At 56.6% G+C, this 13,480-nt stretch carries 12 protein-coding genes; 10 read left to right on the top strand and 2 right to left on the bottom strand.

Annotated elements, in window-relative coordinates; genetic code table 11:
- Window positions 1-24: 24 nt before the first annotated feature.
- Both FGQ86_RS02800 and FGQ86_RS02795 read right to left on the bottom strand, forming a co-directional pair.
- On the bottom strand, window positions 25-1,476 hold the full coding sequence (locus tag FGQ86_RS02800) for a nicotinate phosphoribosyltransferase (protein ID WP_033126014.1): 1,452 nt from the start codon (window positions 1,474-1,476) through the stop codon (window positions 25-27).
- A gap of 92 nt (window positions 1,477-1,568) precedes the next feature.
- Window positions 1,569-2,303 carry a lysophospholipid acyltransferase family protein gene (locus FGQ86_RS02795; protein WP_138302920.1) on the bottom strand — a complete coding sequence of 245 codons (735 nt, stop codon included), beginning with the start codon at window positions 2,301-2,303 and terminating at the stop codon, window positions 1,569-1,571.
- Window positions 2,304-2,499: 196 nt separating this feature from the next.
- Here FGQ86_RS02795 and FGQ86_RS02790 point away from each other — a divergent pair, with 196 nt between their 5' ends.
- The 10 genes from FGQ86_RS02790 to FGQ86_RS02745 all read left to right on the top strand — a co-directional run bounded on the left by FGQ86_RS02790 (window position 2,500) and on the right by FGQ86_RS02745 (window position 13,472).
- A complete protein-coding gene (locus FGQ86_RS02790) occupies window positions 2,500-2,910 on the top strand; it encodes a protease complex subunit PrcB family protein (RefSeq protein WP_052084034.1) in 411 nt (136 codons plus the stop codon).
- Between the two features lie 11 nt (window positions 2,911-2,921).
- Window positions 2,922-4,481 (top strand): SPOCS domain-containing protein, encoded by a 1,560-nt coding sequence (locus FGQ86_RS02785; RefSeq protein WP_138302919.1) that lies wholly within the window; start codon window positions 2,922-2,924, stop codon window positions 4,479-4,481.
- A 32-nt stretch (window positions 4,482-4,513) separates the two neighbouring features.
- On the top strand, window positions 4,514-5,389 hold the full coding sequence (gene ispE, locus FGQ86_RS02780; RefSeq protein ID WP_138302918.1) for a 4-(cytidine 5'-diphospho)-2-C-methyl-D-erythritol kinase: 876 nt from the start codon (window positions 4,514-4,516) through the stop codon (window positions 5,387-5,389).
- Window positions 5,390-6,067, top strand: a complete 678-nt coding sequence (locus FGQ86_RS02775) for a GntR family transcriptional regulator (RefSeq protein WP_033126018.1) — start codon at window positions 5,390-5,392, stop codon at window positions 6,065-6,067. It abuts the gene before it with no gap.
- Window positions 6,068-6,145: 78 nt separating this feature from the next.
- On the top strand, window positions 6,146-6,799 hold the full coding sequence (spoIIR, locus tag FGQ86_RS02770) for a stage II sporulation protein R (RefSeq protein ID WP_033126019.1): 654 nt from the start codon (window positions 6,146-6,148) through the stop codon (window positions 6,797-6,799).
- 67 nt (window positions 6,800-6,866) lie between these two features.
- Window positions 6,867-8,054, top strand: coding sequence for a cation diffusion facilitator family transporter (locus tag FGQ86_RS02765; RefSeq protein WP_033126020.1), 1,188 nt, complete (start codon window positions 6,867-6,869; stop codon window positions 8,052-8,054).
- A gap of 1 nt (window position 8,055) precedes the next feature.
- Window positions 8,056-8,772: an acyl-ACP thioesterase domain-containing protein gene (locus tag FGQ86_RS02760; RefSeq protein ID WP_138302917.1), complete on the top strand. Its 717-nt coding sequence runs from the start codon at window positions 8,056-8,058 to the stop codon at window positions 8,770-8,772.
- The gene (locus FGQ86_RS02755; protein ID WP_138302916.1) at window positions 8,766-9,596 is read left to right on the top strand and encodes a S1-like domain-containing RNA-binding protein; all 831 of its coding nucleotides are present in this window, start codon (window positions 8,766-8,768) and stop codon (window positions 9,594-9,596) included. Before FGQ86_RS02760 ends, FGQ86_RS02755 begins: the two co-directional genes overlap by 7 nt.
- Before the next feature lie 84 nt (window positions 9,597-9,680).
- On the top strand, window positions 9,681-9,914 hold the full coding sequence (locus FGQ86_RS02750; protein WP_033126023.1) for a hypothetical protein: 234 nt from the start codon (window positions 9,681-9,683) through the stop codon (window positions 9,912-9,914).
- 81 nt (window positions 9,915-9,995) lie between these two features.
- Window positions 9,996-13,472: a DNA polymerase III subunit alpha gene (locus tag FGQ86_RS02745; RefSeq protein WP_138302915.1), complete on the top strand. Its 3,477-nt coding sequence runs from the start codon at window positions 9,996-9,998 to the stop codon at window positions 13,470-13,472.
- Window positions 13,473-13,480: the final 8 nt, after the last annotated feature.

The raw sequence follows: 13,480 nt of genomic DNA, 5'->3' as shown, positions 1-13,480 counted from the left end.
AATCCTCCTTAAAAATAAAACCAATTAATCCATATCCATCTGATCAAGCAGAGATTTCTTCACCTCGTAGAGTCTGTCAGACAGATCCACGTAGACCTGATGGGGGTAGAAGAGACGCTTTGTCTCCTCCCACAGGGTCTTTTTCTCCTGCTTGCAGTATTCCGCTATCTCCATGACGGAGGGTGACTGGTACACGCACTCTCCATTTCGGAAAATGGGCACAAGGATCTCCCGCATGGTGTAGGAGCCGCCCGGCAGCTTTGTCTTCTTCCATGTGTCGATGGGGTCGAAGATAAGAAGATCCTTTTCTGTGTCGTAGGTCTCGTCCGCGAAGCAGATCAGGTCTGCCCGGACCTTCCCTGTGGGCTTGTCGTAAATGCGCAGAACCGTCTTGTTTCCCGGGTTGGTGATCTTCTCCGTGTTCTCGGAAATCTTGATCTTGGGTACAAACTGTCCGGATTCATCCTGGATGGCCGCCAGCTTGTAGACGCCGCCGAAGGAGGGGCAGTCCTTTGAGGTGATCAGGTTGGTGCCCACACCCCAGGAGGTGATAGCCGCCTGCTGCATCTTCAGGTCGTGGAGCAGGTACTCATCCAGATCGTTTGACGCGGAGATCACTGCGTCTGTAAAGCCCGCCTCGTCCAGCATGGTCCTGGCCTTCTTGGACAGGTAGGCCAGATCGCCGCTGTCCAGGCGGATACCGTACTTTTTCATGGAAATCCCCGCGTCCCGCATCTCCGTAAATACGCGGATAGCGTTGGGAACGCCGGATTTCAATGTGTCGTAGGTGTCCACAAGGAGGATGCAGTTGTCCGGGTAGAGCTGCGCGTAATTCTTAAAGGCCGTGTACTCGTCCGGGAAGCTCATGATCCAGCTGTGGGCGTGAGTGCCGAGAACAGGCACGTCAAAGCGCTGGCCGGCCAGCACGTTGGAGGTGCCGATACAGCCGCCGATGATGGCAGCCCGGGCGCCGTAGAGCCCTGCGTCAGGGCCCTGTGCCCGGCGCAGGCCGAATTCCATGATGCCGTCTCCGCCCGCTGCGAACACGACGCGGGAGGCCTTTGTGGCGATGAGACACTGGTGATTCAGAATGTTGAGGATGGCTGTCTCCACAAGCTGGGCCTCCATGATGGGGGCAATCACCTTCAGGATGGGCTCCTTGGGGAAGATGACCGTCCCCTCGGGGATGGCGTAGATATCTCCCGTAAAGTGGAAGCCGCTCAAATAGTGGAGGAAATCCTCGCTGAACATGCCAAGGCTGCGCAGATAGTCTACGTCCTCGTATGTGAAATTCAGATTTTTTACGTACTCAATGACCTGGTCCAGGCCCGCGCAGATGGAGTAGCCTCCGTTGTTGGGGTTCTGGCGGAAGAACACATCGAAGATGACGGTCTCGTTCTGTCCTTTTTCGTAATATCCCTGCATCATGGTAAGCTCGTAGAAGTCCGTCAGCAGGGTCAAATCGTGTCTGCTCATTGTTCTCTTTTTTAAACTCCTTTGCATTTGTATCTGAAAAAGTTATCCCAATTATAGCACCCCGGGCATAAAAAGTAAAAACAAAGTAAAAATTAAACGAGGGACTGGTTTTTTATGATGGTCTCCTGAATGATGTTCTGGCAGTAGTCCCCCAGATGCCGCCGCGTCTGCTTATCAAGCTGGTTCGGGTAGATGGGCTTTCCGTACTCCAGCACCACATGGGTCTTTCTCACAAAGGGAAGGTGTCCCTCGAAGATGGCCTGTGTGTTGTTCATGGACATGGGGATGACGGCGCAGCCGGTCTTCTCCGCAATCTTCAGGGCTCCGTCCTTGAAGGGCAGCATGGACAGCTCCGCCCCCTTGTTCCTTGTGCCCTCAGGGAAGATGCAGATGGAGATGCCGTTCTTCACATAGTCGATGGCCTGCAGGATAGTCTTGAGCCCCTCCTTGGGGGTGCTCCTGTCCAGGAAGAGGCAGTAGAGATTTTTCATCCAGTCCCGCAGGAGAGGGTAGCGGAGCATCTCCTTTTTCGCCACATACCCGGTCAGCCGTCTGCACCTGGAGTAGGTCAGCAGGATGTCAAAATAGCTCCTGTGGTTTCCTATATAAAGGACTGGCTCGTCGGGCACATTTTCCTCCCCGATAACCGTCACCTTCACGCCCGCGATCTTCAGCATCAGCCGGAAGGTCCACTGCACCATCCGCAGGCAGGAGTAATCCTTCGCCCTCCGGTTCACCAGACCGACAAAATGTTCCACGATGAGAACCGGTATGCCGACGATGAGATAAACGAAAAGTACGATCATAATGGCAATAAATCTTATCATAATCCAGAAGCCTCTCCTTTGTATCTATCATGATGTTGGGGCCAAAACCCCAGCTGCGATGCCTGCGGATTGTTCCGTGCCGCGCATTTCTACAATCCTACTCTGGCATCATACCATAAGCATCTTACCATAAAAATGTCATTTTTCAAAGGGGTGGCGTGTATGATAATAGAGAGAAAATCTATATGGTGAATATATGAAGGGACGGAGGATACTGTGCATATTTGCCGTGGCGGCCCTCCTGCTCTCCGGGTGCGGCGCCCGGCGGGCAGACATGGACAAAAAGGGGGATCTGGAGTACGAGACGGCCTGCGGCCCGGATCTGCCGGAGACCCTGAGGCAGAAGATAGAGGAGGAGAAGGCAGAGCCTTTCCTCGCGGCATACGGGGACGGGCAGCGGCTGTACATAGCTCTGGGGTATGGGGAGCAGGAGAGCGCTGGCTACAGTATCCAGATCGAGGAAGTGTATGAGACGGAGGACGCAGTCTTCATCCGCACCTGCCTGACAGGTCCGGATGAGGGGGAGGAGGTGGCGCAGGAGGCGGACTGCCCCTGGACGGCATTGGCGACAGGCTATACGGAAAAAAGAATTTTGTGGGAAATGTAAGGAGGAGCAAAATGGAGCAGATCAAAAAGACGGTCCGGGCAGGCCGGATCGGACCTGGTGTGACGGATCAGTTTTATGTAGATGAGGATATCAACATACCGGAGGCCAAATACGACGCCTCCCGGGTGGTGTACAGCAGCGGTCAGATCCATGTGGACGAGATACGCCCGGCGGAGCACTACGCCAGAGTGACAGGCAGGCTGGCCTACCAGATCCTCTACGAGACAGAGGGAGGGGCGGATCAGCTCTCCTCTCTGGCTGGCAGGCTGCCCTTTGAGGAGATGGTCTACATGGAGGAGGAGCCCCAGGACCAGCTTTTTGCCAGGGGAGCTACGGCGGAGGTCAGCGTGACCCTGATCAATTCCCGGAAAATGAACCTGAAGGCCTCCGTGGAACTGGAGATCGGGTCTGAGGGGGTGTCTGAGGAGCAGATCACCACGGACATGGAGGATGAGTCTCCTCTCTACAAAAAGTTCTCGGAGAAGGAGATCCTGGAGCTGTGCGGCGTGCAGAAGGATGTGTACCGCATCAAGGAGGAGATTCACCTGCCCGCGGCCAAGGAGAACATCGGCAGCCTCCTCCTGGGGGAGAGCGCCCTTAGGAAGCTGGATACCAGGCTGGAGGAGGGAGGCCTTGTGCTGCGGGGAGAGCTGCAGATCTTCTGCCTCTACGAGTCCCAGAATATGAAGACTGAGTGGGTGGAGCAGAGCGTGCCCTTCGAGGGGCGGCTGTCCTGCGACGGGGCGGAGGAGGAGATGTACCACTGCGTGTACGCCGCCCTGGGGGAGGACAGCATCGAGGCCAGGCTGGACGAGGACGGGGAGGTGCGCATCTTCGGGGTGGAGGCGTCCCTGGAGGTGCGCTGTTGCGTCTACCGGGAGGAGAAGATCCGGATCCTGGAGGATCTGTACGCGCCGGGGCGGCGGCTGATTCCCGAGCGGGAGGAGACGGCTCTGGAGAGCCTGGTCATGCAGAATCACTCAAAGTGCAGGCTGACGGAGCAGCTGAGCCTGCCGGAGATCCGGGAGGGGACGCTTCAGATCTGCCACAGCAGCGGCTTTCTGCAGATGGAGCCGGCCCAGATGCAGGGCGGGGAGATCCTTGCGGAGGGGGTGCTGAACGTCACCTTCCTCTACGTGCGGGCGGACGACGAGCAGCCCTTTGGAATCTGGCAGGGCATGGTGCCCTTCTCCCACTCCATCGAGTGCGGCGGCGCGTCGGATGAGATGCGCTGCGACATAGAGGGCAGCCTGGAGCAGCTCTCTGTCAGCCTGCTGGGAAGCGGGGAGGCGGAGGTGAAGGCGGCCCTGTCCTTCCAGGTATTCCTGCGAAGGCCCGAGAAAGTGGAGAACATCCTGGATGTGAGCGAGCAGCCGGTGGATCCGAAGGAGCTGGAAAACGCGCCCGGCATCGTGGGCTATATTGTGAAGGAAGGGGATACGCTGTGGAATCTGGCACGGCGGTACAACACTACGGAGGATGGCATAAGGGAGGTCAACGACCTGAAGGACGGGACCCTGAGAGCGGGAGAGAGGTTATTGATTTTTAAGGCAAACATGGGTATACTGTAAGTACACTGTATACAAGATACAAGGAGAGTACAATGGATAAACTGGAGTTGAAAGCACTGGGGAAGATCAATCTGGGACTTGACATTCTGGGCCGGAGGGAAAACGGCTACCACGATGTCAGGATGGTCATGCAGACGGTCTATCTCTACGACCGTGTGACCCTGGAGAAGACGCGGGAGCCGGGCATTGAAATTTCTACAAATCTGCCCTATCTGCCGGTCAATGAAAACAATATCGCCTACAAGGCGGCGGAGCTCCTGCGCGGCGAGTTTGGGATCCGGGAGGGGATCCGGATCACCCTGGAGAAGCACATCCCGGTGGCGGCCGGAATGGCGGGGGGAAGCTCCAACGCGGCGGCGGTGCTTTTCGGCATGAACCGGATGTTTGGCCTGGGACTCTCCGAGGAGGGACTGAAGGAGAGAGGCGTGACGCTGGGGGCAGATGTGCCCTACTGCATTATGCGGGGGACAGTCCTTGCGGAGGGGATCGGTGAGATCCTGACGCCCCTTCCCCCTCTGCCCAAATGCTACGTGTTGATCGCCAAGCCGCCCCTCTCGGCGTCCACCAGGACCGTGTACGAGAAGATTGACAGAGAGGGCATTAAGAGCCATCCGGATATCGACGGGATCCTTGCGGGACTTCAGGAGGGGGATCTGCAGCAGGTGGCCGGCAGCATGGGAAATGTGCTGGAGCAGGTCATGCTGGAGGAGCATCCGGTGCTGCAAAGGATCAAGGACGTGATGATCGGGGCCGGCGCCCTGAACGCCATGATGAGCGGAAGCGGCCCCACTGTATTCGGGATCTTTACTTCCCGGGGCAGGGCCAGGGCAGCGGCGGCCAGACTGAAGAGACAGACGCCTGTGAAGCAGGCCTATGTCACAAATGTACACAATGTCAGGAGGAAATAAATGAAGGAACCGAATTTTGAAGTCAGTATGAATGAGTACCTGCCGCTGCGGGACGTGGTATTCAACACACTGCGGCAGGCCATTTTGCGGGGGGAGCTCAAGCCCGGGGAAAGGCTCATGGAGATCCAGCTCGCCAACAAGCTGGGGGTCAGCCGGACCCCCATCCGCGAGGCCATCCGGAAGCTGGAGCTGGAGGGACTTGTGCTGATGATCCCCAGGAAGGGGGCTGAGGTGGCCGAGATCACAGAGAAGAGCCTGCGGGATGTGCTGGAGGTGCGCCGGGCTCTGGAGGAGCTGGCAGTGGAGCTGGTGTGCGAGAAGATCACAGACGAGCAGATCCAGGATCTGAAGGATGCCGCGGAGGAGTTTAAGGAGTCCTTGAAGGACGGGGATATCACCCGCATTGCAGAGGCAGACGTGAAGTTTCACGACGTCATCTACATGGCTACAGACAATCAGAAGCTGATCCAGCTCCTGAACAACCTGAGAGAGCAGATGTACCGGTACAGAGTGGAGTATCTGAAGCGGTCGGATTTCCATCAGCAGCTCATCGACGAGCACGAGGAGATCATCGAGACCATTGAGAGCGGCCAGAAGGACCGGGCGGTGCAGGTGGTGTGCCAGCACGTGGACAATCAGGTGGAGGCCGTGATGGATACCATCCGGACGAAAAAATAGAGGAGCCCTGCATAAAGACCAAAAAAACTGTGAAGACTCCTGATAGATCCCCGAGGGGACAGTCAGGAGGTACATAGTATGAGAAACAGGAACCGGAATAGAAGAAAGAAGGAGGCCATCTGTCTTGGCATTGCCCTCATATGCGGGGCTCTGCTGACAGGGCTCCTTCTTGTGCAGAGGGGGATGCTGGTGGAGGCCAGGGCCCGGAGAGCGGGACAGGAGCTGAGCCGGGAGGTGCTCCGCTTCCACGTGCTGGCTGACAGCGACAGCCCGGAGGATCAGCAGAGGAAGCTGGAGGTGAAGGAGGCGCTCCTTGCTTACATGGAAGAGGCCATGCCCCTGGATGCGGACCTGGAGGAGACCTGCTCCTGGGTCCGGGAGAACCTGGACAGCCTGGAGCAGACCGCGGAGGAGAGGCTCCGGGAGGAGGGGTGCTCTGACCCTGTCCGGGCTGAGCTTGTCCGGGATTATTTCCCGGAGAAGACCTACGGGGACGTTACCTTTCCGGCTGGGGAGTACACGGCGCTTCGGATCCTCATCGGAGCGGGACAGGGGCACAACTGGTGGTGCTGCCTCTACCCGTCTCTCTGCTTTACGGATGCGGTGACAGCCCATGTGCCCGAGGAGGAGAAGGAGGAGCTGGGCCGCGTCCTGGGGGAAGACGAGTACGACATGATCACGGCGTACTCAGATTTCAGGATCAGATGGTTCTTCTTCGGAGACCGGGACTAGAGCGGCAGACCTTTGGATCGCGGGACAGACGCGGCGCACAAAAGAGCATACTTGAGAGGAAAAAGACATGACAGAATTTTTGATCAGACATTTTGTAAAAGACTATGAGCAGACAGAGAAGGTGTCCGTCCGCACCCAGTATGGCACGCTGGCGTCGGTGGTGGGCATCTTCTGCAATGTGCTGCTATTTGCGGCCAAGGCTGTGATCGGCCTTCTGATGCACAGCATCTCCGTCACAGCGGACGCCTTCAACAACCTGTCCGACGCGGCCTCATCGGTTATCGGCCTGATCGGCGTGAAGATGGCGGGAAAGCCGGCGGACAGCGAACACCCCTTCGGCCACGGGCGGATGGAGTACATAACGGCTCTGGTAGTCTCCTTCCTTGTCATTGAAGTGGGCTTTACCTTTTTCAAGGACGCCATCGGCAGGATACGGGAGCCCCAGCACATGGAGTTCAGCATGGTGTCCGTGCTGATCCTGCTGCTGTCCATCTGCGTCAAGCTGTGGATGAGCTTCTTTAACAGGAAGCTGGGAAAACGGATCGACTCCAAGGTGATGCTGGCCACGGCGGCGGACGCCATCGGGGATGTCATCACCACGTCGGCCACGGTCTTTTCCCTCCTGTTCTTCAGCTTTACAGGGTGGAACATTGACGGCTTCATCGGACTGTGCGTGTCCCTTGTCGTCATGTGGGCCGGCATCGGCATTGCCCGGGATACCCTGAAGCCCCTCCTGGGGGAGGCCATCGACCCGGCGGACTACAAGAAGATATCCGGCTTTGTGGAGAGCTATGACGGGATCGTGGGAAGCCATGACCTGATCGTACATAACTACGGCCCCGGACGGAACATGGCTTCCATCCACGCCGAGGTGCCCAACGATGTGGACATAGAGACCTCCCATGAGATCATTGACCGCATCGAGAGGGACGCAGTGAGAGAGCTGGGCGTCTTCCTCGTCATCCATATGGATCCGGTGGAGACGAAGGACGAGAAGATCCTGCTCGTGAAGAGGCAGGTGCAGGAGACGGTGAGCAGTATCGATCCGGAGGTCTCCATCCATGACCTTCGGGTGGTGGAGGGAAAGGAGAGAGCCAATGTGATCTTCGACATGGTGGTTCCCTACCGCTACACGAAGGAAGAAGAAAAGGAACTGACAAAAAAGGTGAGAAAAGCACTCCAGCAGATCGACCACAGATATCAGTGCGTGATCACTACAGAAAAGAGCTACATAGCACAGGGAGAGGACGAGTAATATGTATGCATTTGACAGCAGGGTGAGGTTCAGTGAGGCAGACCACCACGAGACCATTACCCTTCCGGGGATCATCAATTATTTTCAGGACTGCAGTATTTTCCACTCAGAGGATGTGGGCCTTGGGATCGACTATCTGAAAGAGAAGAAGAGAGCCTGGGTGCTCACATCCTGGCAGATCGTTGTGGACCGGTATCCAAGGATCGGCGAGCGCATCCGGGCGGCCACCTGGGCCACGGAGTTCAACGGCCTGTACGGCTACAGAAATTTCTGCATGTGGGACGAGAAGGGGGAGAGGGCAGCCTGCGCCAACTCCATCTGGGCCTTTATGGACCTGGAGAAGGGGCGCCCGGTGAAGCCCCAGCCGGAGGATATAGAAAAATACGGCACGGAGGCGCCTCTGGAGATGGAGTACGCGCCGAGAAAGATCCGGCTCCCACAAAAGCTGGAGGAGGGAAGCGCGTTCCCGGTGCGTAAATATCACATTGACACAAACGAGCATGTCAACAACTGCCAGTATGTGCAGATGGCCCTGGAGGCGCTGCGTGAGGAGATGCTTGTGAGGCAGGTGCGGGTAGAATACAAAAGATCAGCTGTGCTGGGGGACATGATCTGTCCCAGGACGGCAAGGGAAGAAGAAAGGACAGTTGTGGAGCTGTGCAGTGCGGAGGGAAAACCGTACGCAGTTGTGGAGCTGACAGGAGAAAAGAGATGTTAGAAAAAGAATTAGGGAAAAAACAGACGCTGACTGTGGTGAAGCAGACGGAGTTCGGCGTGTATCTGGGGACAGATGAGGAAAGGGTGCTGCTTCCCAGAAAGCAGGTGCCCGCAGGAACCCGGCTGGGAGACAAGATAGAGGTATTTCTCTACCGGGACTCACAGGACCGGATCATTGCCACCACTCATGAACCGAAGATCCAGCTCGGTGAGGTGAAGCTGCTGACGGTAAAGGACACCGCTCCCATCGGGGCCTTTCTGGACTGGGGGCTGGAGAAGGATCTCTTTCTCCCCTTTAAGCAGCAGACGGCAAAGGTGAGGAAGGGGGACGCCTGTCTTGTCAGTCTCTATGTGGACAAGAGCGGAAGGCTGTGCGCCACTATGAAGGTGTACGATAAGCTGGAGAAGAGATCCCCCTACAAAAAGGATGACAGAGTCACTGGCATCATCTACGAGAAGAGCCTGAACTTCGGCCTTTTCGTGGCTGTGGACGACCGGTACTGCGCCCTCATCCCCAAGAGGGAGGCATCCGCGAAATACAAAGTGGGCGACAGGATCGAAGCCCGCGTGACGGACGTGAAGCCTGACGGCAAGCTGGACTTAAGCCTGCGGGAGAAGGCTTTTATCCAGATGGACAGGGACGCGGAGGCTGTCATGGAAAAGCTGTTGGCAAACGGCGGGGAGCTCCCCTTCACGGACAAGGCGGACCCGGAGCTGATCCGGGCGGAGTTCGGCTTTGGCAAGAACGCCTTCAAGAGGGCGGTGGGACGCCTGCTCAAGGAGGGAAAAATCGAGATCCGAGAAAAAACCATTGCAATCCGGTGAGATGAGGTTATAATGGTGAGTGAGCAGGGGTGTCCGCTTGCGGGCAGTACCCATGTATGAATCTGAGAGAAAGGAACAAAGAGCATGAAAGTACAGAATATTACCGATATCGATAAGTTTTTTAAGGTCGTTGACGACTGCAAGGGAAGAGTGGAGCTGGTGACAGGTGAGGGAGACAGACTGAATCTGAAGTCCAAGCTGTCTCAGTACGTGTCCATGGCCAACATATTCTCCAACGGCGAGATCCCGGAGCTGGAGATCATCGCATACGAGAAAGAGGATATTGACAGACTGGTCAGCTTTATGATCAACGGGTAGTGAAACACAGAATTCTTGCGCCTCCCTTTCAAACGTAGTACAATATTTCCAAGTACCACGTCTGAAAGGGAGGCTTTTTATATGAGTTTTGCGCATCTGCACGTCCACACAGAGTACAGTCTGCTGGACGGATCCAATAAAATAAAGGAATGTATCTCCCGGGTGAAGGAGCTGGGCATGGACAGCGTGGCCATCACGGATCACGGCGTCATGTACGGCGTGATCGACTTTTACAAGGCGGCCAAGGCGGCTGGCATCAAGCCGGTGCTTGGGTGCGAGGTGTATGTGGCCCCCGGCTCCCGCTTTGACAAGGAGGCCAGAGGCAACAGCGAGAGCAGGTACTACCACCTTGTGCTGCTGGCGGAAAATGACACCGGCTACCATAACCTGATGAAGCTGGTCTCCCGGGGATTTACGGAGGGCTACTACTACAAGCCCAGGGTGGACATGGAGCTCCTTCAGGAGTTTCACGAGGGGATTATCGCCCTCAGCGCCTGCCTGGCGGGGGAAGTGGCCAGAAATATCGTGCAGGGACTCTATGAGGAGGCCAAGGAGGCGGCCCTGCGGTATGAGAAAATCTTTGGAAAGGGCAATTTTTTCCTGGAGCTCCAGGATCACGGCATGTCCCAGCAGCAGATGGTGAACCAGGCTCTTGTGCGCATGAGCCGGGAGACGGGGATCCAGCTGGTGGCTACCAACGACGTCCATTACACCTATGCGGACGACGTGAAGCCCCACGATATCCTCCTCTGCCTCCAGACAGGGAAAAAGCTGGCGGACGAGGACCGGATGCGCTACGAGGGCGGCCAGTACTACATCAAGTCCGAGGAGGAGATGAGGGGACTCTTCCCCTACGCCCTGGAGGCTCTGGAGAACACCCAGAAGATCGCGGACCGATGCAATGTGGAGATCGAGTTCGGCGTGACCAAGCTGCCCAAGTACGATGTGCCGGAGGGATACACCTCCTGGGAATACTTAAATGAACTGTGCCACAAAGGGCTGGAGGAGAGGTACAGCCCTGTCACAGAGGAGCTGAAGGAGCGGCTGAAATACGAGCTGTCCGTCATCCACGACATGGGCTACGTGGACTATTTCCTCATTGTGTGGGACTTTATCAAATACGCCAGGGACAACGACATTATGGTGGGGCCCGGCCGCGGATCCGCTGCCGGCAGCATTGTGGCCTACTGCCTGGGCATCACCAGCATCGACCCCATCCGGTACCAGCTCCTCTTTGAGAGGTTCCTCAACCCGGAGCGTGTGTCCATGCCGGATATTGACGTGGACTTCTGCTTTGAGAGAAGGCAGGAGGTCATCGACTATGTGGTGCGCAAGTACGGCCCTGACCGGGTGGTGCAGATCGTCACCTTCGGTACTCTGGCGGCCCGGGGCGTCCTTAGGGATGTGGGCAGGGTCATGGATCTGCCCTACGCCTTTGTGGACACTATTGCGAAAATGGTTCCCACAGAGCTGAACATCACCCTGGATAAGGCCCTTGCCATGAATCCGGAGCTGAAGAAGCTGTACGAGGAGGACAGCCAGGTGCGGGAGCTTGTGGACATGTCCAAGAGGCTGGAGGGACTGCCAAGGCACACCTCCATGCACGCGGCCGGCGTGGTCATCAGCCAGAAGGCGGTGGACGAGTACGTGCCCCTGTCTCTTGGCTCTGACGGCTCCGTGACCACCCAGTTCACCATGACTACCCTGGAGGAGCTGGGCCTTCTGAAAATGGATTTCCTGGGCCTTCGGACCCTGACGGTGATCCAGAACGCGGTGGAGCTGGCCCAGAAGAGCACAGGAAAAGAGATTGACATACACAGCATCGACTACAATGACAAGGAGGTGCTGGACTCCATCGGCACGGGAAAGACAGACGGCGTGTTCCAGCTTGAGAGCACCGGGATGAAGGGCTTCATGAAGGAGCTGAAGCCCCAGAGCCTGGAGGATATCATTGCCGGGATTTCCCTGTACCGGCCCGGCCCCATGGACTTTATCCCCCAGTATATCAGGGGAAAAAACAACCCGGAGCTGATCACCTACGACTGCCCCCAGCTGGAGCCGATCCTGGCACCCACCTACGGGTGCATTGTCTACCAGGAGCAGGTTATGCAGATCGTCCGGGATCTGGCCGGCTACACCCTGGGACGAAGCGACCTTCTGCGCCGCGCCATGTCCAAGAAAAAGGGAGATGTGATGCAGAAGGAGCGGCAGAACTTTGTCTATGGCAACCCGGAGGAGGGAGTGCCCGGCTGTGTGAACAATGGCATAGATGAGAAGACGGCCAACAAGATTTACGACGAGATGATTGATTTCGCAAAATACGCCTTCAACAAGTCCCACGCGGCGGCCTACGCGGTGGTCTCCTACCAGACCGCCTGGCTGAAGTACTACTACCCGGTGGAATTTATGGCGGCTCTCATGACATCCGTGATTGAAAATCCATCCAAGGTGGCAGAATATATTTACAGCTGCCGCCAGATGGGCATTGACATCCTGCCCCCTGACATCAACAAGGGCGAGGGCAATTTCTCTGTGGACGGAGGCAATATCCGGTATGGCCTGGCAGCTATCAAGAGCATCGGGAAGCCGGTGATCCACTCCATCATCGAGGAGAGGGAACAAAACGGCCTCTTCCGCAGCCTGAAGGATTTCATCGAGAGAATGTCCGGAAAGGACGTGAACAGGCGCACCATCGAGAACTTCATCAAGGCGGGGGCCTTTGACGGGCTGGGAGGCACAAGGCGGCAGTTCATGGCCATCTACGTGCAGATCCTGGACCAGGTGAACCAGGAGAGAAAATACTCCATGACCGGTCAGATGTCCCTTTTTGACCTGGTGGATGATGAGCAGAAGAAGGAGTTTGACATTCCCCTCCCGGACGTGGGCGAGTATGACAAGGAGACAAAGCTGGCCTTTGAGAAGGAGGTCAGTGGCGTGTATCTGACCGGCCATCCCCTGGAGGACTACGAGGAGAAGTGGAAGAAAAATATTTCCAGAACCACCCTGGACTTTCAGATCGATGACTCTACCGGCCGCTCCAAGGTCCGGGACGGCGCCAGGGAGACAGTGGGCGGCATGATCACGGCAAAGACCATCAAGCACACGAAAAACAATAAGATGATGGCCTTCCTAACTCTGGAGGATCTGGCGGGCACGGTGGAGATCGTCGTATTTCCCCGGGATTACGAGAAATACCAGCGGATGCTGAGGCAGGATGACAAGGTGTTTATCCGGGGCAGAGTGTCCGAGGAGGACGACGCCCCCAGCAAGCTCATCTGCGAGAGCGTGGTGCCTTTTGAGCAGACGAAGAAGGAGCTGTGGATCCAGTATAAGGACAAAGCCTCCTACATGGAGGACGAAGAGCATCTCTTTGACATGCTCCGGGCCTCCGACGGGGACGACTCGGTGGTTATTTACTGCCGGGCGGAGAAGGCGGTGAAGCGTCTTCCGGCCGGAAAAAATATTTATATTGAGCCTGGAATACTGAGCAGATTGACGAATTATTTCGGAGAAAGTTGTGTAAAAGTTGTAGAAAAACCCATTGAAAGCATAAGGTAGATAATGTA

Origin of the sequence: Clostridium sp. BSD2780061688st1 H5 (assembly GCF_005845155.1) — a bacterium.
Lineage (GTDB): Bacteria > Bacillota > Clostridia > Lachnospirales > Lachnospiraceae > Claveliimonas > Claveliimonas intestinigallinarum.
Note: the sequence above shows the minus strand (reverse complement) of the source record. Positions and strands in the feature narration are given on the sequence as shown.